Annotated in this window: 18 protein-coding genes; 4 read left to right on the top strand and 14 right to left on the bottom strand. The window is 35.2% G+C overall.

Annotation, left to right across the window (positions count from 1 at the left end):
- Nucleotides 1–241: 241 nt before the first annotated feature.
- The 9 genes from ACTF54_RS08565 to ACTF54_RS08525 form a co-directional block, all read right to left on the bottom strand.
- Nucleotides 242–1,063 (bottom strand): mechanosensitive ion channel family protein, encoded by an 822-nt coding sequence (locus ACTF54_RS08565; protein WP_347197366.1) that lies wholly within the window; start codon nt 1,061–1,063, stop codon nt 242–244.
- A gap of 180 nt (nt 1,064–1,243) precedes the next feature.
- Nucleotides 1,244–3,043, bottom strand: a complete 1,800-nt coding sequence (locus ACTF54_RS08560) for an acyl-CoA dehydrogenase family protein (RefSeq protein ID WP_347197367.1) — start codon at nt 3,041–3,043, stop codon at nt 1,244–1,246.
- 39 nt (nt 3,044–3,082) lie between these two features.
- Nucleotides 3,083–4,273: an acetyl-CoA C-acyltransferase gene (locus ACTF54_RS08555; RefSeq protein ID WP_347197368.1), complete on the bottom strand. Its 1,191-nt coding sequence runs from the start codon at nt 4,271–4,273 to the stop codon at nt 3,083–3,085.
- A 4-nt stretch (nt 4,274–4,277) separates the two neighbouring features.
- Nucleotides 4,278–6,686: a 3-hydroxyacyl-CoA dehydrogenase/enoyl-CoA hydratase family protein gene (locus ACTF54_RS08550; RefSeq protein WP_438969155.1), complete on the bottom strand. Its 2,409-nt coding sequence runs from the start codon at nt 6,684–6,686 to the stop codon at nt 4,278–4,280.
- A 1-nt stretch (nt 6,687) separates the two neighbouring features.
- Nucleotides 6,688–7,146, bottom strand: a complete 459-nt coding sequence (locus tag ACTF54_RS08545; protein ID WP_347197370.1) for a MarR family winged helix-turn-helix transcriptional regulator — start codon at nt 7,144–7,146, stop codon at nt 6,688–6,690.
- Nucleotides 7,147–7,507: 361 nt separating this feature from the next.
- Nucleotides 7,508–9,556, bottom strand: coding sequence for a gliding motility-associated C-terminal domain-containing protein (locus ACTF54_RS08540; protein ID WP_438969154.1), 2,049 nt, complete (start codon nt 9,554–9,556; stop codon nt 7,508–7,510).
- A gap of 25 nt (nt 9,557–9,581) precedes the next feature.
- Nucleotides 9,582–12,881 (bottom strand): T9SS type B sorting domain-containing protein, encoded by a 3,300-nt coding sequence (locus ACTF54_RS08535; RefSeq protein ID WP_438969153.1) that lies wholly within the window; start codon nt 12,879–12,881, stop codon nt 9,582–9,584.
- A gap of 136 nt (nt 12,882–13,017) precedes the next feature.
- On the bottom strand, nt 13,018–13,860 hold the full coding sequence (locus ACTF54_RS08530; protein WP_347197373.1) for an ABC transporter permease: 843 nt from the start codon (nt 13,858–13,860) through the stop codon (nt 13,018–13,020).
- An 8-nt stretch (nt 13,861–13,868) separates the two neighbouring features.
- The gene (locus ACTF54_RS08525) at nt 13,869–14,765 is read right to left on the bottom strand and encodes an ABC transporter ATP-binding protein (RefSeq protein WP_438969152.1); all 897 of its coding nucleotides are present in this window, start codon (nt 14,763–14,765) and stop codon (nt 13,869–13,871) included.
- Between the two features lie 58 nt (nt 14,766–14,823).
- On the opposite strand from ACTF54_RS08525, the gene ACTF54_RS08520 reads away from it, so the two are divergent.
- Nucleotides 14,824–15,888, top strand: coding sequence for a hypothetical protein (locus ACTF54_RS08520; protein WP_347197375.1), 1,065 nt, complete (start codon nt 14,824–14,826; stop codon nt 15,886–15,888).
- A gap of 96 nt (nt 15,889–15,984) precedes the next feature.
- On the opposite strand, the gene ACTF54_RS08515 is transcribed toward ACTF54_RS08520, so the two are convergent.
- From ACTF54_RS08515 to ACTF54_RS08500, 4 genes are all read right to left on the bottom strand, one after another.
- The gene (locus ACTF54_RS08515; protein ID WP_347197376.1) at nt 15,985–17,043 is read right to left on the bottom strand and encodes a nucleoid-associated protein; all 1,059 of its coding nucleotides are present in this window, start codon (nt 17,041–17,043) and stop codon (nt 15,985–15,987) included.
- A 3-nt stretch (nt 17,044–17,046) separates the two neighbouring features.
- Nucleotides 17,047–17,565, bottom strand: a complete 519-nt coding sequence (locus tag ACTF54_RS08510) for an IS1096 element passenger TnpR family protein (protein WP_347197377.1) — start codon at nt 17,563–17,565, stop codon at nt 17,047–17,049.
- Between the two features lie 90 nt (nt 17,566–17,655).
- On the bottom strand, nt 17,656–18,705 hold the full coding sequence (locus ACTF54_RS08505; RefSeq protein WP_438969151.1) for a COX15/CtaA family protein: 1,050 nt from the start codon (nt 18,703–18,705) through the stop codon (nt 17,656–17,658).
- Nucleotides 18,706–18,988: 283 nt separating this feature from the next.
- Nucleotides 18,989–19,594 (bottom strand): tRNA-(ms[2]io[6]A)-hydroxylase, encoded by a 606-nt coding sequence (locus ACTF54_RS08500; RefSeq protein ID WP_347197416.1) that lies wholly within the window; start codon nt 19,592–19,594, stop codon nt 18,989–18,991.
- A gap of 493 nt (nt 19,595–20,087) precedes the next feature.
- On the opposite strand from ACTF54_RS08500, the gene mtaB reads away from it, so the two are divergent.
- From mtaB to cmk, 3 genes are all read left to right on the top strand, one after another.
- Nucleotides 20,088–21,428, top strand: coding sequence for a tRNA (N(6)-L-threonylcarbamoyladenosine(37)-C(2))-methylthiotransferase MtaB (gene mtaB, locus ACTF54_RS08495; protein WP_438969150.1), 1,341 nt, complete (start codon nt 20,088–20,090; stop codon nt 21,426–21,428).
- Nucleotides 21,429–21,495: 67 nt separating this feature from the next.
- Nucleotides 21,496–22,509, top strand: coding sequence for a type IX secretion system protein PorQ (gene porQ / locus ACTF54_RS08490; protein ID WP_347197418.1), 1,014 nt, complete (start codon nt 21,496–21,498; stop codon nt 22,507–22,509).
- Nucleotides 22,510–23,205: a (d)CMP kinase gene (gene cmk, locus ACTF54_RS08485; protein WP_347202240.1), complete on the top strand. Its 696-nt coding sequence runs from the start codon at nt 22,510–22,512 to the stop codon at nt 23,203–23,205.
- 210 nt (nt 23,206–23,415) lie between these two features.
- Here the strand turns inward: cmk and ACTF54_RS08480 are convergent, their stop codons facing one another.
- Nucleotides 23,416–23,874, bottom strand: a complete 459-nt coding sequence (locus tag ACTF54_RS08480) for a DUF1801 domain-containing protein (RefSeq protein WP_438969149.1) — start codon at nt 23,872–23,874, stop codon at nt 23,416–23,418.
- Nucleotides 23,875–23,887: the final 13 nt, after the last annotated feature.

Here is a 23,887-nt window from a genome sequence, read left to right as displayed (position 1 = left end):
TATTTCAATTTTACATCTACTTCTAATCAATTGAATAACATACATCTATCCTCAATTTCATCAATGGAATCTACTTTCAATAGTTTCACTTAATACTTCACTAGTCAGACATTACTAAAACACATAAGATAAATAGCTAAAATAATGTAGCCATATATAATATTATTAGGAATATAATTAAAGGCTGCAAAATAAAAAAGCCGCTCTTGATCAAGAGCGGCTTTATATTTAAAAAATAATTTTATCCTTCTTTGTGTATTTCCACCTGATGTGGATAAGGAATTTCAACACCTATGGCATCTAGTGCAGGCTTAAAGTTTTTTTGTAAATAAAAGTTGACTGTCCATACATCATCTGTAAGTGTATAAGGTCTTACAATAATGTTGATAGAACTTCCAGCATTTTCTGTTACTTCAACTACAGGTGCTGGCTCTTCTAAAACAAGAGGATGATCAGTACATAGCCTTCTTAATGTTTCCAGAACTTTAGGAATATCTGCATCATAACTTACACCTATCATAGTCTCACATCTTAAAATACCTTCAGAGTTGAAGTTTACAATGTTACCATTAAGTAATGGGCCATTAGGTATTATAGCAAGCTTACGGGAAAAGGTAACAACTTTAGTTTGTAATATATCAATTTCCTTGATCGTTCCTGTTATACCTTGTGCTTCAATTGTGTCACCTACCTTGAACGGTTTGAATAGTAGTAATAAAACTCCACCAGCAAAGTTAGATAATGAACCTTGTAGAGCAAGTCCTATAGCAAGTCCTGCGGCTCCTATGATAGCTGCAAAACTTGTAGTTTCAATACCTAGAGTTCCTATAATGCTTATTATTAACAATATCCATAACAGCCATTTGATTAGATTTAAAGCAAATTTTTCTAAAGTTATATCATATTCTCTAGCGAGCATGAATTTTCTCGTTAATTTTAAAAGTCTTTTAATAAGCCATCTTCCTATTACAAAGATGAGCAACGCTTTTACTAAAGGTGTTCCATATTCTAGAATAAGTTCAATGCCTTGTTCTAATTTAAAGTTATCAAAAAATTCTTTCATAATGAGCAAAGGTAGTGGTTCAATAAAACAAGCATGTTTATGATTTGTTAAGAATTGTGATGGATTTTTAATTATATAAATTCCGCTTTTGCGGAAGCGGAAAAATTCAAATTCCTATAAAATTAAAAACCGCTGCAACAATAAAGTGACAGCGGTTTCACACATTTAAAATTAAAGTCTTTAGAAAGGATACTTATTAGCATCGGTTACTCTGTCTGCAATTGTATTTCTTAATTCTACAATATTAGGTAACTTAGTATATTTAGTAAAACGTTTGAGTCCCATAAGCATCATACGTTGTTCATCACCTTCTGCAAAGCTAGATATACCTTCTTCAGCTCTTCCCTGTACAATTTTAGTAGCTTGATATAAGTACAATTGCGACATCGCGATCTGTTCTTTCTGTTCTTCTACACTTTTACGAGCAATATTCTTTTGAGTTCTTAAAATAGCACTTTCTGCCATATAGATTTCAATAAGGATATCTGATGCTGCAAGCAATAGTTGTTGATTTTCTTCTAGTTCTGTTCCAAATTTCTGAACCGCACTTCCTGCTACCATTAAGAATACTTTTTTAAGTTTCTTAATCATGTCCATTTCTTCAGAAAGTGGCTCTGAAAAATCTGGGGTATCAAATGAAGGAATTGAAGTAAGTTCATTTCCTACTGCCATCGCTGGCTCAAGAAGATTCACATGACCTTTCATTGCTTTTTTAACGAGCATTCCTACCGCTAGCATACGGTTGATCTCGTTAGTACCTTCATAAATACGTGAGATACGTGCATCTCTCCACGCCGCTTCCATAGGAGCATCTGCGCTGAAGCCCATACCACCATAAATCTGGATTCCTTCATCGCTACAAGTTTGCATATCTTCAGAAACAGCTACTTTAAGTATAGAACATTCTATTGCAAATTCTTCAACACCTTTCAATTCTGATTCTGCAAATGTTGCTCCTTCTTCCTGACGCTTATGAATTCTGTTTTCAATGTCTTTTGCAGCTCTATAAGAAGCACTTTCACCTACATAGGCATTAGTCGCCATTTCAGCAATTTTTTTACGAATCGCACCAAATTTAGCAATAGGCGTGTCAAATTGCACACGCTCATTAGCATATTGTGTAGCAAGAGAAATAACACGACGTTGAGCATCTAAACATGCCGCAGCTAATTTGATACGACCTACGTTTAAGGCATTCATAGCGATTTTAAATCCTTCACCACGACCAGCTAGCATATTCTCTACAGGAACCATGCAATCGTTAAAGAACACTTGACGAGTAGAAGAGGAGTGAATACCTAACTTCTTTTCTTCTTCACCCATTGTAATTCCATTACTAGGATCGTTATCTACTATAAAGCCAGTGATGTTTTTATCATCACCTATTCTTGCAAAAACAACAAAAACGTTACAAAAACCTGCGTTAGAAATCCACATTTTCTGACCGTTGATTTTGTAATGCTTGCCGTCTTCAGTAAGTTCTGCTTTTGTTTTACCAGAGTTTGCATCAGATCCTGCACCAGGCTCTGTTAAACAGTACGCACCAAACCACTCACCAGTAGCAAGCTTAGGAACATATTGTTTCTTTTGTTCTTCAGTACCGTACAATGTAATAGGCATCGTACCTATTCCTGTATGAGCACCAAATGCGGTTGCAATTGAACCAGTAGCACCAGAAATGTAATCGCAAACTAACATGGTAGAAACAAATCCCATTCCTAATCCATCATATTCTTCTGGAACAGCAATTCCTAAGAATCCCATTTCTCCTGCCTTACGCATTACTTCCTCAGTAAGTGCGTAGTCTTTCTTTTCAAAACGTTCTTTATGAGGAACGATTTCTTTATCTACAAACTCTTGTACGCTGTCGCGCATCATTTTTTGCTCATCAGTGAAGTCTTCTGGAGTAAAAACATCCTGTGGATTAGTTTCCGTAACGATGAATTGTCCACCGCGTATCATTTTATTTTCTGTTGACATAATATTTATTGTTATCTCGCTTTCGCAAAAGCGTAATTGTTAATTTAAAAACTCAAATATACCAGCAGCACCTTGTCCAGTACCTACACACATGGTAACCATACAATGCTTACCTTGGTTGCCTCTTTTACGCATCTCATCAAAGATTTGTACGGACAGCTTTGCCCCTGAACAACCCAGTGGATGACCTAATGCGATAGCACCACCGTTGACATTTACTATTTCTTTGTTGAGACCTAATTCTCTAACTACAGCGACTGATTGACTGGCAAAAGCTTCATTTAACTCGATAAGAGCCATGTCTTCTTTTTCTAGTCCTGCTTGTTTCAATGCTTTAGGAATCGCTTCAATAGGAGCGATACCCATAATTCTAGGTTCTACAGCGGCTACTGCAAAGCTTACTAGTTTTGCGATAGGCTTTATCCCTAATTCATTTACCATTTCTTCACTCATTACAAGTGTAAAAGCGGCACCATCACTAGTTTGAGAAGAGTTACCAGCTGTAACACTACCACCTGCAGCAAATACAGGACGTAATTTTGCTAATGCTTCTAGACTTGTACCTTGTCTAGGTCCTTCGTCTTTAGTAACTGTGTACGTTCTAGTTTTCTTTTTTCCATTATCGTCTAGATAAGTTTCTTCCACATCAATAGGTACGATTTGATCTTGGAAACGGTTTTCAGCTTGCGCTTTTAAGGCTTTCATATGCGAGTCGTAAGCAAATTGATCTTGCTCTTCTCTAGAAACCTTATAATCGTTAGCAACCTCTTCTGCAGTAAGTCCCATTCCCCAATAATAGTCTTCGTGACCTTGCTTTGCCAGACTATAAGCAGGAGTCGGTTTGTATCCACCCATAGGAACATAACTCATACTTTCTACTCCACCAGCCACAATACATTGTGCCATGCCAGATTGTACTCTAGCGACAGCTGCACCGATAGCATCTAGTCCAGATGCACACCATCTATTGATACTTATACCTGGTATATCTACTCTTTCTAATGCTAGAAGTGATATCTGACGTGCCATATTAAGTCCTTGTTCAGCTTCGGGCATTGCATTACCGATGATCATGTCATCAATACGGCCTTTGTCAAAATCAGGAAGGTCTTTCAACATTCCTTGAATCGTTTCTGCTGCTAGTTCGTCCGGTCTTTTAAATCTAAAAACACCACGACCTGATTTTCCTACTGCCGTTCTCTTTGCGGCAACTATATATGCGTTTGTCATTTTCTTAGTTTCTTAAAGGTTTACCTTTTTGGATCATGTGTTGAAGTCTCTCTAGTGTTTTTCTCTCTCCTGTAAGACTTAAGAACGCTTCACGTTCTAGATCTAACAAATACTGTTCTGACACTAGAGTAGGAGCACTTAAATCTCCTCCAGCCATTACATAGGCAAGTTTATTAGCTATTTTTAAATCATGATCACTAATATATTTCCCAGCTTTCATAGCATCAGTTCCTACTAAGAACATTCCTAACGCTTGCTTACCTAATACTTTTATATCCTTGCGCATGGCAGGTTGTGTGTAGCCTTTATCTGCTAATAATCTTGCCTGCGCTTTCGCGAAAGCGATACGTCTATTATCATTTACAACCACATGATCAACTCCTTTTCTAAGAATTCCTAGATCGTATGCTTCATAGGCCGAAGTTGCCACTTTTGCCATACCTACAGTTAGGAAGTATTCTTGAAGTCGGTTCAATTCCACATCGTTTTTCTGAAAAGTGTCACTGGCTCTAAGTGCCATTTCTTTTGATCCACCACCACCTGGAATCACACCTACACCAAACTCTACTAAACCTATATAGGTCTCTGCACTAGCAACAGCAACGTCAGAATGCATGGTCATTTCACAACCACCACCTAATGCCATTTGATGTGGCGCAACGATAGTAGGAATACTGCTGTAACGCAATCTCATTACTGTGTTTTGGAATTGTTTGATAGCCATGTTCAACTCATCATATTCCTGCTCTACAGCCATCATGAAAATCATTCCGATATTTGCGCCTACAGAGAAATTTGCTCCATTATTTGCCACCACTAGTCCGTCAAAACGGTCTTCGGCAATATCTATCGCTTTATTCATTCCGGCAAGTACATCACCACCTATAGAATTCATTTTGGACGTAAATTCTACATTAAGGATACCATCACCAATATCGTGAACAGTTACACCGCTGTTTTTAAATACTGGCGCATTGGCACGTAAATTGTCTAGAATGATAAATCCATCTTGTCCAGGTTTCTTTACATAATCTTTATCTGGAATAGAGTAGTAGTAAGTAGATCCATCTTTTACTGTATAGAAAGATTCAAATCCTTTCTCTAGCATTTCTGTTACCCAAGCAGCTGGTTTTTTACCGATTGCCTCCATCAATTCCACACCTTTTGCAACACCTACAGCATCCCAAACTTGATATGGACCATGTTCCCAACCAAAACCTGCACTCATCGCATCGTCTATACGATATAATTCGTCACTTATTTCTGGAATTCTATGTTGCACGTAAGCAAATAGTGATGCAAATGATTTTCTATAGAAATCACCAGCTTTATCTTTTCCTTTTATTAATACAGGAAAACGATCTGCTACGTTGTCTATAGTTTTTGTTAACTCAAGGGTTGCAAACTTAGCGCGTGGTTGTTTTACATATTCTAAACTATCAAGGTCTAGAGCTAGAATCTCTTTGTTTCCATCTTTGTCAACGTTCTTTTTATAGAAACCTTGACCTGTTTTAGAACCTAGCCATTTGTTTTCCATCATGGTGTTGATGAAATCTGGTAATTTAAAAGTGTCTTTATGCTCGTCGTTAGGACAGTTTTCATAAACACCATTTGCTACATGTACAAGTGTATCTAGTCCTACAACATCGACAGTTCTAAAAGTAGCTGACTTGGCACGACCTATGACTGGTCCGGTTAATTTATCTACCTCAGAAACGGTAAGTCCCATTTCTTTAACCGTATGGAATAAGCTTTGTATGGAGAAGATACCGATACGGTTACCGATGAATGCAGGAGTATCTTTTGCAAGTACTGATGTTTTTCCTAAGTATTTTTCACCGTATTCCATTAAGAAATCCGTCACTGCAGGATCGCAATTAGGACCTGGAACTACTTCAAATAATTTTAAATATCGCGGCGGATTGAAAAAGTGTGTTACTGCAAAGTGCTTTTGGAAATCTTCACTACGTCCTTCATTCATGAAAGAAATGGGAATACCAGAAGTGTTTGAAGTAATCAACGTTCCTGGCTTACGGTGTTTCTCAATTTGTTCAAAAACAGACTTTTTAATGTCTAGCCTTTCTACAACAACTTCAATAATCCAGTCGGTATCCTTTATTTTGGCTAAATCATCTGTTAAATTACCAGTTGAAATCCTGCTAGTAAAGGAATTGTTATATAAAGGAGCTGGTTTACTTTTAATTGACGCAGCAAGGTTGTCATTAACCATACGGTTACGCACAACTTTGTCGTCCAGTGTTAAACCTTTAGCTTTTTCTTTTTCAGTGAGTTCTCTTGGGACTATGTCCAATAGGAGTACTTCACAACCTATGTTTGCAAAATGGCAAGCAATACCGCTTCCCATTATACCAGAACCTATTACGGTTACATGTTTTATTCTACGTTTTCCCATATTATTTTTGAGCTAATAGAGTTTGTTTTTTGAATATTTTTTTAGAGTTCACTATTTCATTTATCTTAAAAGCTACTTCCAGAAATGTCTCTAATTTTTCTGGTTCTATTTCACTTTTAACTACTTGGTCAAAGGTTTTTACAACAGATTTAGAAAACTCTCTCATCTCGTAACCAAAGTCAGTAAGATGAATTAAAACGCTTCTTCCATCCTCTGGATTTTTGCGTCTTTCTATGAGACCTTTATTTTCCATCATTTTAAGCGTACGGGACAATGAAGTAGCTTCCATTCCCATTTTAGGTCCTAAAGCGGTACTAGGTGTCCCTGTTTCTGGATCAATACTGATAAGAGCAAATCCAGTAGACATGGTGCTTCCTTTTACAGCAGCTTGTTCATTATACATCTTTGATACTGACATCCAGGTCGCTCTCAAAATGTAGTCAATAGTTTTATCTCTCATTTCTTAAATTATAGTGCAATATACATATTTTTGTTATGCACGCATAGTAAAAACAAGAAAAAAATCAAACGTTATAGTTAAAGTATTTCATTTAGGTAACGCTTCCGCAAAAGCGTGCTATTGAACAATTATTTAATTAAACAAAAAATGATACATTCTATCAGGATTATTGCCAGACAGAAACCGTTAATTGATTTGAATAATGCTTAGATATCACATTAATTATTTTAATAAATTGAAATCTGTCTTACTTCCAATAAATTAATGTAATACCTCCAACTCATTTTTAAAGGATAATTACTCAAAATCCCCATCAAAAATAAATTTAAAGTAGCAGTTTTACCTTTGTAAAATTTATATTTTATTGTAAATATACATAGCCTGCCAGCGGTTTTGTATCAGGTTCATTTAATTCTAACACGTAAAAGTATGTTCCAGTAGGTAGCCTTTTACCAGAATGAAGAAGGCCTGTGTTAGAGGTTCCATCCCAGGAGCCAGATTCATTGTCACCTTCCCAAATTTTTTGCCCATACCTACTAAATATGTGTAATTTATGTTTATTGTAAATATTATATAGACCAGAAATGATAAACGTATCATTTACTCCGTCACCATTAGGTGTGATGATATTAAAAACTTCTACAGGGCAGTTTTCAATTGCTATATCAAATGAAAATATTTCAAAACAGTTTTCATTTGATACTCGTACAAATAACTCTTGGATAGGGAATAGGTTCAAATAATTATTCGGATTTATGATTTCATTTTGTTGTTCTATTGCATCTGTTTCTGATTCATAATAGGTGACATTTTGATTGTTAAGCGTTGAAAGCACATCGCCAACTGAGGTTAAATCAAATACCGCTTGATCAAAACCTTCTTCACAAACCTCTAATAATTTAGGAAAATCGTTAGTCATCACCTGTTCAAATACCTCTATGGTTTTTGTTATTGTAAAAACCTGTACCAGTGTCTCAACTATTGCAGTAATTGTGTAAAAACCAGGTGCAGTAAAAAGGTGTGAAGGATTCAAATCATTAGAAAAATTATCAGCGCCTGAGTCGGGATCTCCAAAATCCCAATTTACAGATACTAAATTTGCAGCAGTGTTGATACTTATTATTTGTTCTTCTCCAACACAATGATCTTTAGCATCAATTTCTCCATTCAACAAAAATGATTGTACAAAAATAGGAAGTCCATACCAGGCAGTGGTATTTTGAAGTAACGGAAATGAGTTAAACGTATAATTAGCATTTAGACCTGCATCATTTGGATTATTAATGACACTCAAAGCGTTTTGTTGAAATCGAGAATGATAAATTTTATTATCTAAACCTAATTGTAAAGCACCCCTAAATGGTGTGATTACATCTTGATGTATAACTGTTGCACTAATTGGTATGTTTGATGAAGTAAGGTCATATTGAACAATTTCTCCTCTTAAAAGCTCAAATATTTCAGTTGTAGAGGCGTTCATATAATCTACTTCTGCATATAAATACCGCCCATTTCCTGAGAATTCTACACCGTAAATAGAACCACCATCTTGTCTAGTTAGTAAGGGTTGTGGATTTGATACGGTACCTGTTGCATTATCAAAATCATATAAATAAAGTTCGCCTCCATTTGTATAGGCTAGACTTCTTGCAGTTAATACGTCAGTAATACCAGAAAACTCTGCTGTAGTGTTATTTGAGAAATGAGCAGCAACCAATCGATTACCTCTAGCATTTACCTTTATATAACCTCTCATCGCAGCAACATCGACATTTGTAATAGGTGTGGTCACTAATTCAATAAAAGGTGCTACCTGAGAAATTACAGGATTAATGCTTAAACCTGAAGCTGTCAATTCATAAGAATAAAATAAATCTTGAAATTGTGAAATGATCCAAAATCCATCTCCAGTAGCATTAGAAATAGCAGTCAATTTTTCAGAAGTTATAGGCAGTAGATTGATGTTTTTTTCAAATATATCTACATCACCGTTTCCATTGTTTAATGACATATCAACTATCGAATAATGCAGCCCTTCTGTATCACGGTAAACAAGGTCATCCGTGTCGACCGTAAAAATGTAGTATCTATTTGGGTCTCCTGGCAAAGGAACAATTATGGCACTGCTTGTACTTGAAGAATTACCCTTGAGGCCTGTTCCATTGGGCATGATTATATGGTTAGCATCATAAACTAATGAACCATCTGTATAAAATAATAAATTGCCTGCTGCATCAGATATAGTAGCACAACCTTCTCCAGTAACTAATTGACCATCATCGATTGCGACAGCTGTTCCTGAGTTAAAATCAATACCTGCATTGATCCCAAAATACCAATGAGAGGATTCTAGTTGCGCTTTCGCGAAAGCGGAACAAATAAATATTATAAAATAAAATATGGACTTCATTGCTCTATCGTAAAAATAGGCAATCTTATCTTTTTAAAGTAAAGTGGGAAGAAAAAGTCGTGCCATCCATTAATGTTGCTTTGAACCAGTAATCACTAGATGGTAATGGATTACCATTGTATGTTCCGTCCCATCCTACACCTTGAGGAGAAATTTGCTTTATCAGTTTTCCATAACGATCAAAAATGAATATTTCTGAATTAGGTTCAAATACAATAGAAACACCTAATAGTTGCCAGAAGTCATTGAAACCATCATTATTGGGCGTGAAAAATCTTGGGTAGCCCACGATACTAAAATCTTGAGTGGTTGTCCCACAACCATTTTTATCTCTTACATAAACGGTGTAAAAACCTGGTGTAATATTGTTAAAAACAGGACTATCTTGATAGGAATCTTCTGGGTTGATACGATATTCATAATCTCCTAATCCAGTTACTTTTATAGTTGCAGATCCAAAACTGTTGGTGCCAGCGTTTACCGTTTCTATAGAAGTAATCGTTGCAGGTTCACTTATTATAACAGTCACAATTCTATCTCTAGAGCATCCATCTAAATTAGAGACCGTAACTCTATAATCACCACCAATGGCTACAGAAATAGATTCAGTAGTTTCTCCTGTGTTCCATAAATAGGTGTAGTCAGCTGGAACGCCTGTAATTATTCCACTATCAATAATTAGTGGTTGTGGGTCATTACCGCAATAATCAAATAACTCTGTTAACTCGATAATTGGCAAAGGATTCACGGTAAGCAAAACTTCACTAATTCCAAAACAGTTACCGTCTGGAGATTCTGCTCTTGCAAATATAGTTTGTGTGTTAGGGTTTGTATTTGTGAAGTTGTTAGGTAGTATATTTTGCTCAGTTAGTGCATCGTTAAGAGACTCATAATAACTAACTGTGACATTTGCAGGAGCACTTACTAGGACATTGCTATTTGCGTTAGAAAGATCAAACATAGTAAAACCATCTTCTATACCATCATTATCACAAACCGATAAGCTCGTATTTTGTGCATCACTTGCGCTTACTGATAAGCTAACAGTAGAAGTAGAGTAACAACCAGTGGTGTCATCTGTTACTCTAGCAATAATATTTTGCATAGGAGTAAGATTAGTGTAGCTAATTTTGTCTAATTCGTTCATATTATTGTCAGCATCTGTTTGATTAATAAAATACGTGACTGTTACGCCTGTAGCGCCGCTACTTACAGAATTGTCAAAACTCATAAAGCTAAAAATCGTTCTTCCATCTGGAACACCATCTTCATCACATTGAAATGCAGCAAAATCATTTGCTATGGGTTTAGGATTGACAATTAATTCAAAAGATTGTGTAGTATCCACACAAATGGATTCTAATGAGTTCTCAATTCTAACATAAATGGTCTCGTTAAATGGAGTAGTATTAGTGTAAGTTAAAGGCAAAGAGTTCAAATTGATATCAGCATCATTTTGAGACAAATGATAAGATATATTGAAATCTGTCGTATTTTGGGCACCTAATATAGTTGGCGTTTGGTCATTTAGGTTAAATATTGATATACCATCAAAGTCATCATCACAAATTTCAAGATTTGCTGTAGGATTTGCTACTGGTTGTTCAAATAGTGAAAGAGTAAAGCTCACTGTATCGCTACAACTAATATTATTTATATTATTTATTCTAGCAAATAAAGTTTGTTGACCTGTATTCAATTCATATTGTAAAGGCAATCCAACTCTGCTTGTGTCAGCATCTAATTGACTATTAAAATAGGAAACATTAAATAAGCTTGCATTTTGTGATCCTAATATTAGTGGTGTAACCAATTGGTCTAAATTGATGAGTTCTCTACCATTATTATCAGTATCACATATGGCAACATTTCTAATAGAGTTAGCGATAGGCGTTTCATATATTTGAACGTTTTTACGATAAATTCTAGTTGTTCCTCCTCTTGTTAAGGAGAGAACCACATTGAAAGTTCCTGCATTCGAATAAATATGAGTAGGGTTCTCTAAATTAGAAGTATTACCATCACCAAATTCCCAGAGCACTGCATCTGGTGGTGTGTCAGATTGAAATTCAAAAGTAGTTCCATCTCCCAAACATAAATTCTCTACCTCTATTAAAGCAAAGAAACTTTGAATAAAAGGAGGTAAACCTTGTGTTGAAGATCTACCTGCTAGTGGTATAGCGTCATGTTGATAATTACATCCTACACCAACTGTATTTGGATTGTTAATAACACCTAGAAAAGGTCTGCCTATGTCATAAGTATCTGCTAAGGCTCGATAAATCTTTCCGTCTATTCCTAATTGAAGTGAACCTCTATAGCCTGGTCTGTTGTCTATTTCTAATCCTGTTAATCCTGCTGCAGCAAGATTTCCAGGAGTTAATTCATATTGATAAAGGGAAGATGTGTGAGAAGCTGCGCTATTACCATTAGCATCATTAGTTGCTGTAATATACAACAAACTGCTGTCTGGAGAAAACTCTACACCATAACCATTGTTGTTAGGTGCTTGCATTAAAATAGGCCTCTCATTAGATACGATACCTGTGCTTTGATCAAAATCATAGATATAAGATCTAGCGCCACTATTGCGACTCATATTACAAGAAACCAAAAATTGACCATCTGGCGAAAACTTTAAATTTCCCCTTCTTCCACCACCGACTGCAATTGGAGTTGCTACATTAGCTGAAATTATAGGTGTTGTATTTACACCAGCAGCACTAACTGTGAATGTGTGGAAAGAATCATAACTTCCAAATCCACTACTATTTGCAAAAGCAGTGACTAATATTTCATCATTAACAGCGTGATTGATTGCCGATAATTTTTCGGCGGCTTCACCTATTAACAAAGGCGGATTTGCAATGCTAGTGGTTACAGCTCCAAAACCTGCATTTAAAGTCATGTCAACCTCGTAATAATGTACGCCTTCACTACCACCAAAAGAAGGTAAGTCTACCGTGAATATGTAATATATATTTGGATCTTGTGGTTTAGGAATGATAATCGCACTTTGAGTACTAGATGGATTTCCTCTTAATCCTTGACCATTTTGCATGATCTGATGTGACCTATCAAAAACTACGGTACCGTCAGTATAGAATAAAAGTTGTCCATTCTCATCTGAAATACTTGCGCAACCTTCGTTAGTTGACACTTGTCCATCGGTAAGCGGTGTTACTGCACCAGAAGCAGGATCAAAATTTATTCCTGCATTAAATCCAAAATACCAATTAGATGCTTGTAATTGTGCATTACTAAAATTGATACTTAACGTTGTCGCCAATATGAATATAGCTAGTAAAGAAAACTTTTTCATCATGTGCGAATTTAGTACACAGATGTTACATTTAATAGAGTTTTAACAATTCTTAAATTTTTTTAGAAATTTCACAAATTAAAAGTTTCTTGGATAATTTTCCGTATAGTTTTTTTATTTCTGTACGATAATTTTTAATTTACAAATCTCTTGTTTTCAAAAGTTTATAGGATAGGTAGATGAACAATACACTCCATAAACATACAGACACCACATCTAACCATTCAATATCATAGCCAAATTCTATTCCTTCAATAGGTAATTGGTTCATAGTTGATTGTACCAAATCTATTTTAGTAAAAGGTTGTTTAATGAGGTTAGACATAGCATTTAACGGTAAAATATGCAGTAATACGTCATAAATAGAAGTGTCATAAAATTGATCGACACCTCTTGCTATAAGATTTAGAATACCTTCAAATATGTACCATACCGCGATAAAACCTAATGCAAATGCACTTCTTTTAACTAATATACCTGCAAAAAGACAAAAACAAAAGAAGATTAAATGCGCTAAGAAAAAAGCTCCCAAATATCCCATTTGAGAAAAAATGATCGAAAACTCATTAAAGTCTGAATAAATTAACCCTAAAATTAAAGAAGCTACAAAAACCACTAGAGTTGTAAGAATTGCAAGAGTTAGTGCTAGATAGAACTTAGAAAGAATCAATTCTTTTTTACTTAATCCATCAATAAGATTTTGTTTGATTGTGCGATTACTATATTCATTTGCGGTCAACGATACTAGAACAATCGCTATAAAAATCTTCAAAAAACTAGTGAAATAAGTAGTAATATGCCAGATCAAAGGAAAATTAAAAATTCCTAAATCTGATAAACTTCCGCTAAATTGATTGAAATTTATTCTAATCATTCCAGTTAGCATAAGGAGTACCACTATAGTTAAATAAATTACAGTTAGGACTTTACTACTTTTACTATACCTGAATTTGTGAAATTCTATACCTAATAATCTTTTCATGGCGTGTACTAGTTTTGGTTGGTTAATTCAATAAATTGATCTTCAAGGCTCTGTTTTTTATGTAACAATTTATTGAGTACAAGGCCGCTTTCAAATGCTTCTTTATTGATTTGAGCATTATCTACATCTTCATAAAGTTTTACTTCTAGTCCATCATCATGACGTGTGATGGAACCAGCATAAGGTTTGTTTTTAAGAAAGGTATGTAAAGCATCTCTATCTGCTGCATCAATAAATATAGAGCCGTGATTTCTATTCATCTCATCAACCGGACCAGAGTACAACATTTTACCTTGTCTTAGAACTAGCACATGACTACACACTTTTTCTACTTCATCAAGTAAGTGTGAAGCTAGTAAAATAGTTGTTCCGCTAGCGGCAATCTTTTGAATGATATCTCTTATTTGACGTATACCTTGTGGATCAAGTCCATTAGTAGGTTCATCAAGTATTAATATTTCTGGATCATTGAGTAAAGCACTCGCAATCGCAAGACGTTGTTTCATCCCTAGAGAGTAGCTTTTAAAAGGAGAATGCTTTCGCGAAAGCAAGTCCACAACCGTCAATTTTTCTATTATTTTAGAGGTATTTATATTTTTGATTTTACAGACCAATTCAAGATTTTGAACGGCACTCATGCTAGGGTAAAAATTCGGATGTTCGATGATCGCACCTATTCTTTTTAAAGCGTCGTGATTTGATGTGGTGCCTTCAAACCATTTATAATCACCACTGGTAGGATTTACAACATTCAAAACCATTCCTAAAGTAGTGGATTTACCGCTACCATTGGGACCCAAGATACCATAAACATGGCCTTTTTCAATTTTAAGAGATATATGATCCACTGCCGTTAGTGTGCCATAAGTTTTATGAAGTTGATTAATTTCAAGGATGGTTTCCATGAATAGAGTTTTTTGTTGTATTATGTGACTGCAAGAAACAAAAAATGTTACTGTATTTATGTCAGAAAAAATTCTTAACGATAAATTATTGTCTAATAAGAAACCTACCTTTCCTATAGGTAGTTCATTATCAGACTATGTAAAACGTTATAATAGAAGCACTTCTATTCCAGTTTCTTATGATGATCTTCTCAGGTTTGCTGGTTGTATTACTGTTTATGATAAAAATGATGAAGACACATTATGGGTGCGTTGTTACTATTCAGACTCTGACAGAGAACATATTGATAGGCATTTAAAAAAAATGTATGATATTCTTCATAGTGATGGTCGTGACCAGACGTTAGATTACTTGAGTGTGGACGCAGTTGACTATTGCACCTTTGGTAATACAAAACCGTTTAGAATAAAGATTAGAAATATTTTAAATGATGGTTTTACTTACTTCTACGTAAAAAAAGCAGATGCATCTAGAGTCTATGGACTAGAATTAGAACATTTATTATCACCGCATCGTATCAATTTCTTAGTTTATAAAGACACATTGATTGAAGAGCATATTGCAGGAATTCCTGGCGATGAATTTATTGCAAATTATATGGAAGGATGTGATCATCAAGAGCTCACTCAAATTGCAAAAGAATTTGTAAAATTCAATGAGCGTTGTTTGATTCGTTTACTCGGCGACATGCGTTCTTATAATTATGTAGTCATTCCCACTCATGATTTTGATAGAGTTAGTTATGCAATTAGAGCGATTGATTTTGACCAGCAATCTTATGAGGGCAAGTTGAAAGTGTATCGTCCTCAATTTTTCAAAGAAAACTTGTCCATGGTTATGAACGTGGCAGAATGCTTGAAAGAAGAAAGTATAGAGCAATACAAAAAAGAGGAGCGTTCTCTAATTGCAAAACGGTTAATCAATACACAAAAACGATACAAGCAGTTGATAAAGTGTATGAAAGCAGACTATATTTCAACACCTTTAAAGTTTAAACAGCTCAAAAAAGAACTTCATGGGTTTACAGGCGACGTTGCCTTTAAATCTACTAGAAGTATGGGTGGTGTCTTAAATACAGCTTTAGATTTTGTGAAAAGAAATTACCACGATGTAAATCACTAAATAAAATCGACACTCAAATTAAAAATAAAATCCGATAAGTAAACTGTAAAGTTTATTTATCGGATTTCTTTAATCTAGAAAAATATGCGACTAGATTTATTTTTTCTCTTCTCGATTAAAGTAAACTAAATAATAATACATCTGTTTTTCCTCGTCCCAGCCTTTTTCAATGAATTTTTCTGCACTGCTAGAGTTTGTAAAATCCATTTTAATCTGAACTTGTGTATCCAGATTAATTACACTTTTAATACCTTTTCTAGCAGCATTTACGGCTGTGTTTGATATAGGGAAACTAGAAACATCTTCTATAGAATGTTTAGCCCCTTTTTCAACTTTGTAATTTTTAAACTCTGGAATTAATTCTGGGTTCTCTAGTGTTTCATTTAAAAAAGCAGTCTCTTCAAAGTTATCGTTTTTAGCAAAGTGATTTACCGCACGATTCATAAACATAACCTCTTCTTTTTTGTCCTCAGCTGGTAGAACCACGTCTTTTGCAAAGTCTTGACAAAATTTCAAATATTTTTTAGTGAAGAAGTTTTCATCTTCAAATACATCGACACCTAAGAAATTTTCCAACCAGTACTTTGCATCATAACGGTTGGAGTCTACTGATAAGATTTTGTATCCAGCTTCTTCTTCTACATTAAAAATGATCGCACCTTTATCTAGTTTATTCAAATTGACACCTTGCTGTAGGATCATTTTTAAGTCTGTTTCTCCTTCTTCAAATTGCAAGAATTCTTGTTTGATCTCGCTTTTGAAAATCCCAATGGCATCTGTTTTGTTATTATCCACCATTACATTGTCAAAATAACAGATGTAAACTTCACCACTGCGTATATGTGGATGCTCTGACTGCTCGTATAGGTGTTTTGCCATCTTCTTACTATTTTCTAGTAAGGATGCTGGTGTGGAAAATATCGCTTTCGCGAAAGCGTACATATCGTGAAACTCTAGATCATCCTCATGAAAAAAGCTGTAATAAGCCTCTTCTTTTGAGCGAAAGGGTTTTAAGAAATATTCCTTTAATAAGGAATGCATCTCATCATCTAGGGTTGTACTGCTGCTAGATGTTAATAATAATTCTCCTTTATTCTTGTTACCTACACGGTGTATGGCAAGATCTTCAATTCTAGTATTAAATAAATTGATCATAGGCTAGTAAAAGTCGTTTTCGTCAAAGGACTCATCATCGTAAAATTCTTCCTCTTCTTTATAATCGTTTTCATCGTTATCATCATGAAAACGTGGATCTGCCTCAAATTCTTTATCAGGTGCATTATCTGGCAATTCACCGACTGCAAAAATCACTTGTGGATAAGCTGTTCCAGAAGTAGGGGACACAATATCTGCCAGTTCTATAGAAAAGGTCCACAAACTCAAGAAATCATAGATATATATCATTCTTGTTTTATTCTTATCCATGGCTTTCTCCATAGGAGTATCAGCCATTTTTTTAACTGTGGACATACCACCTGACATATCAAAAAGACAGTATTCTTCACCTTGATTCCATTCTTCATCACTAGCATAAAAGCTAGCCATCTCATCGCCAGGTAGTTGAAAAGCCTGGACAATAACATTATGAAATTCTTCAAGAGTAGCGTTGTCTTCTATTTCAATATCTCTAAAACAGTCCACACTAGCATCCAGAAGAACTCTTAATCTATAGATCATTTACTTCATTTTTTAAGGATGGCAAAGATAAGATTTTTTGAACTCGAAGTTGAGGTTGAAATGGAAATTGAATGCTTGTATAAAGATCATTCACTTCAAAGCCACTCTCAATCGCATCCAAATATAAAACTGCAAACCCAAAATCAAAGAAGCTACAACCAGATGTACGGCTTGAGATCCAAAAGGAAAATCCAGATAATTCATAAAAACACCGCTTAAAATTGTGATCACAAATAAAACAGCAAGAATCGTGTAGGATCTTTTAGGATGAAGAAATGTATGAGCCGCTTTATAAATAAACCAACCATGTAAAACCACTAATAAAATAGAATAACTTCTATGGATTAAAAATACTAAAGGTCCATTTTCTAACCATGTATCACTTAATGGATAACCAAATAAATCTACTTGCTCATCGATATACTGTCTTACCTGAGTTCCCATAACAACTTGAATCAAGGTTAACACGATCAATCCGGCAGCAGCTCTTACCATGATTTTATTACTCTTATAACGGTAATCGATAGGTTTTACCTCGTGTAGTAAATAGATCAACAATCCTACAATTAATAAAGCAGCAATCATATGAAACGTGATCAGTGCTGGCGATAGATTCGTATCCACAACTATTTTACCGATTACGGCTTGGATTCCCATGGAAAGAACGGATACCAAACTTAAAATAGTAAGCTTGGGTCTTTTCTTAATATATCGCAAAGAGAAGATAAACATGATAAAAACGACCAGACCACCTAAAGCACCTATTAATCTATTGATGTATTCTGTCCAGGTGTGATATACATTAAAAACCGAGTAATCGTGTTTGGTATATGGTTCCCAATTTTCTTCATTGAAAGTTTTACCAGTAAAAAAGTCTTCTTTTGCAACGCGCAATTCTTCATCGACTATAATCACCATTCCTTCTTTATACGGCGTTTCAGGAGAAAATTCAATCTCCGACTGCTCTGTAGGCGGGATCAAATAGCCAAAACACTTTGGCCAGTCTGGACATCCCATACCACTTCCAGTCATACGCACCACAGCTCCAGCCACAATGATTAAATAAATAATGATCACACTAGCCATTAACCACCAGCGGTAACGCGATTCTGAAAAGAAGTTTTTTATATTTTGATTCATTTAATTGTTGCTCTTTTATTTATCATCATAGGCGGACTGAAGTCCGACGCTATGAATTAACTTATCGTCTTACGGCGTTCTTTTATTTAGCCTACTGAAGTCGGCTTCTTTAATTCAATTTCAAATATCTAGAGCAGAAAAAAATCATTTTTTATTTTTAGAAACGATTTTCAAAATTTCATTTTTTCTACCAACTACCAACTATTTTTAAACTTAAATCTAAACTTAAACTTAAATTTCGAGTTCAAATTCAAGTTCAAGTTCAAGTTCAAGTTCAATTTCATCAATGCATTCTATCTCCACGCACTTCTAGATTCGGTAAAAAACTAGCTTCATGATCTAGCCAATATTGCCATCGCGTCATTACTTTGTCTTCATCAAAAAAGTTTTTAGCCAATTTCAAAAAGAGTTTGTAATGCGCAGCTTCAGCAACCATAAACTGGTGGTAGAAGTCTTTTAATTCTTGTTCTTCTAGTTTTTGGGATAGAATTTTAAAACGCTCACAGCTTCGTGCTTCAATTAAAGCACAAATTAATAATTGGTCTAGAAATAATTGATCGCGACCAGTTCCTTTAGGTTTTCCTTTCATCAATTCTTTGATGTATTCATCTGGTCGCTGGATTCCTAAGGTTAATCCGCGTTTTTTCAATTCTGCTAGTACCATTCTAAAATGTCCCCATTCTTCTGTTACCACAGGAGAAAGAGCTTCTACAATTTCTGGTTTATCAGAGTGCATCTGGATGATAGAAATAATCGTACTTGCCGCTTTTTGCTCACAAAAAGCATGATCGGTAAGAATATCTTGCATACTCAAAGCAGCAAGATCTACCCATCGAGGATCAGTAGGTAAATTCAATCCCAGCGTGGTTTTAGAAACAGTATTTTCCATAATACAAAGGTCGTGAGTATTGTTGATTTATAACAGTAAAAAGTAGTTTTTTAGTCTTTGAGTTGTTGTGTCTTTAAAGTGGATTCTAACTAATTCATATTTCATTATTTCTTATTATCCAGTATAAGAGCATTTCCCTTTTAAAAAGGAGAAAAAGTGAAGTAGCGACCGCCATAAACGCAAAGGGTTTGGCGCGATGTTAGTTTTGAAAATACATCTTGATTTTGAACAAATTTCTAGCATTACAAACCCCTTATTTATTTTATATCTGAATTATATTTTCTTCCTTTGGAAAAGGGAAAACTCTAATTTAACATCTGTTTATCCATTTAAGATGCTAAAGTTATCTACTTTTTTACGTTTTTTTTAAAGAACATCGCTTTCGCGAAAGCGAAACTAACATTCAATCTATTACTCAAAACTGAAAACTGCGACTGTGACTTATTTTCACAACTGAATACGTACCTTTGCAACCGCAAAAACGTCATAAAACATGCTTGTAGAAACAGCTGCAAAATCGGTTGCATTTTATACTTTAGGTTGTAAACTCAATTTTAGTGAGACCAGTACTATCGCACGTTCTTTTAAACAAGAAGGTTTTGATAAAGTGGATTTTGAACAAAAAGCAGATATCTATGTCATCAATACTTGCAGTGTTACTGAAAATGCTGACAAACGTTTTAAATCTATCGTTAAGAAAGCGCAAAATGTAAATGAAGATGCTTTTGTGATTGCAGTAGGCTGTTATGCACAATTGAAACCAGAAGAACTTGCCGCTGTTGATGGTGTAGACTTAGTTCTAGGAGCGACAGAAAAATTTAAAATCACGGATTATCTCAATCAGCTATCAAAAGAAGAGCCTACACAAGTACATTCTTGCGAGATTAATGAAGCCGATTTTTACGTAGGATCTTACTCGATAGGTGATAGGACCAGAGCTTTTCTTAAAGTTCAAGACGGTTGTGATTATAAATGTACCTATTGTACGATTCCTCTAGCGCGTGGTATTTCTAGAAGTGATACCTTAGAAAATGTGATGAAAAACGCACGTCAGATTAGTGAGCGTGGTATTAAGGAAATCGTTCTTACAGGAGTGAATATAGGCGATTATGGAAAAGGCGAGTTCGGTAATAAACGGCATGAACATACTTTTTTAGATCTGGTACATGCGCTGGATACTGTGAAAGGAATAGACCGCTTGCGTATTTCTTCCATTGAGCCTAATTTATTGAAGAATGAGACTATTGATTTTGTCTCTGGAGCAAATGCTTTTGTCCCTCATTTTCATATACCGCTACAAGTAGGTAATAATGAGTTGCTTGGTAAAATGAAACGTCGTTATAATCGAGAATTGTACACTGATAGAGTAACAAGGATCAAAGAAGTGATGCCAGACTGTTGCATAGGTGTGGACGTGATTGTAGGTTTTCCAGGCGAGACAGATGATCATTTTCTAGATACCTATAATTATTTGAGCAATTTGAATATTTCTTATCTGCATGTGTTTACCTATTCCGAAAGGGAGAACACGCCAGCCGCTACTATGGAAGGAGTAGTTCCTTTAAAAGTGCGCAAGAAACGTTCTAAAATGTTGAGAGGCCTTTCTGTGAAAAAACGCCGTGCTTTTTATGAAAGTCAGTTAGGTAAAACCAAAACTGTTCTTTGGGAAGCAGAAAATAGAGAAGGCTTTATTCAAGGATTTACAGAGAATTATGTGAAAGTAAAAACCTATTGGAATCCAGAATTAGTAAATCAATTACAGCAGGTGCAACTACTTTCTATTGATGAAGATGGATTAGTACGAATACAAGCAGTAGATTCAACTTTAAAATAACTAACTTCCATTAAAAATAAATTAAACTTGCAGTCGTTATCCCATTAGCAGTTTATAAAACCATTTAATGCGTCATTTTTTTCTTCTTATTTTGTTATGTTCCGCTTTCGCGAAAGCGCAAATAGGAGGACGATCAACCTATCAATTTTTAAATTTGGTATCAGGGACAAAGCAGGCAGCTTTAGGAGGACGCGTTTTGACTGGTGTGGATTATGATCCTACTTCTGGAATTTTTAATCCCGCGACCATCAATCCCAAAATGGACAACCAGTTGCAAGTCAATTATGTCAATTACTTAGGAGATGTTAACTATGGAACAGCCAGTTATGCCTACACTTGGGACAGGCATGTGCAAACTTTTCACGCTGGTGTTACCTATTTAAACTATGGAAAATTTGATGGATTTGACGAACAGGGAAACTCGACAGGAGAATTTGGTGGTAATGAAGTAGCTGTTTCCATGGGTTATGCTTACAACATTCCATGGTCAGATTTTTATGTAGGTGCTAACTTAAAATTGATCTCTTCAAAACTAGATATTTATACCTCTTTTGGTGGTGCAGTAGATTTAGGAGTGCTTTATTACAATGAAGATAAAGCGATACGTGCTGCAGTGGTAATACGCAATTTAGGAACTCAATTTACTCCTTACAACGAGATATATGAAGATTTACCTTTAGAGATATCGGCTGGATTTTCAAACACAATGAAGAATTTACCACTAAGGTTGCACGTGACCTTAGAAAATTTACAGCAATGGAACATTGCTTTTTCAAATGATGCAAACGCACAAACCGACCTTGACGGAAACGTTACTGAAGACAAACCTAGTTTTTTGAACAATGCACTACGTCATACAGTTATTGGGTTAGAGATTTTTCCTGAGCAAATTTTTGAGGTGCGATTAGGCTATAGTTTTAGAAGATCAGAAGAATTACGTATTGAAAATACACGTGCTTTTTCTGGATTAAGTGGTGGTTTTTCACTTAAAATGAATAACCTACGTTTTAGTTATACACATGCACGCTACACACTCGCGTCTCACACAAGCCTTTTTGGGGTTAATATTAATTTACAGTAAATGAGTAAAAAAATTACTATCGCTATAGATGGACATTCTAGTACTGGTAAAAGCACTGCGGCAAAACAACTGGCTGTAAAATTGAAGTATGTGTATGTAGATACTGGCGCGATGTATAGAGCTGTTTCTTTGTACGCTTTACGCGAAAACTTGATTGTTTCAGGTAATTTAGATAGCAAAAAATTAGTAGCATCTTTATCAAAAATCAAGATCAGTTTTGCCTATAATAAAGAAACAGATAGTGCCGATGTTTACTTAAACGGTGAAAATATTGAAAAACAAATTCGTACCCTAGAGGTCAGTAGTATTGTGAGTAAAGTAGCCGAAATTTCTGAAGTACGCGCAAAGTTAGTAGAACAACAGCAAGCAATGGGCGAGGAGAAAGGTATCGTTATGGACGGTCGCGATATAGGTAGCGTTGTTTTTCCTGATGCCGAGTTAAAAGTTTTTATGACTGCAGCACCAGAAGTACGTGCACAAAGACGCTATAAAGAACTTGTAGAACGAGGCGATGATGTTTCTCTCGATGATGTATTGAAAAATGTAGTGGAAAGAGATCGTATTGATTCTTCAAGAGAAGACAGCCCGCTAGTTCAATTACCAGAAGCAAAATTATTAGATACTTCAAAAATGACTAGAGAAGAACAATTTGATTTACTAGTCACTTGGGCAGAAGAGGCGATTGAAAAGGCTTAAAATGACATTTCCCAACAGATCTAAATAGGTTCAGGCTTTCTCAATTTAATTTAAATCATAATGCTAGTTTGAGCGATAGTCGAAAACGAATCATTACGTAGAAATTTAAATAAGATTCCTCGCTTGCTCTATCAAGCATTAGGAAGAAATCAAACAATTGTCATTTGAGATGCACCATTTGTGTTGGTATTGTTTAAATCATTTCTCGATTTATTTTTTAATCACACCTTCATAAATCTCAATCCATTCCCGCGCTGTCATTTTACGACACAATTCACCAATCAGTTCTAAAGGAATCGCGTCTACTTTTTTAAAGCGCACACAACTTTTTCCCATGTCCAGTTTGTACTTAGAATGCTTAGGAAATTCGCTTTTGAACCATTCCATCAATTCTGGTTGAGCATAAATACCAGAATGATATAAAGCGATATAGTTCTTTTGTGAGGCAATATTGATAAAAGGTAATGGCGTCCATTCTTTGCCTACATGATAACCTGGCGCATACATATCTTTTGGAACGTAATAGCCTAACATTCCGTAAAGCATTCCTTCCTCAAAGCCGATAGGTAAATTTTTAAGAACTACGTCACGTAAATCGTTCATAGGTTTCTGGCGATCATCTGGTAAATTTTCTAAGTACTCTTGTGTTGTGGTTGCTTTTGAGGTCATGGTTTTATTTCAG

The sequence above is a fragment of the Nonlabens sp. genome (genome assembly GCF_965657255.1).
Classification (GTDB): Bacteria; Bacteroidota; Bacteroidia; order Flavobacteriales; family Flavobacteriaceae; genus Nonlabens.
Note: the sequence above shows the minus strand (reverse complement) of the source record. Positions and strands in the feature narration are given on the sequence as shown.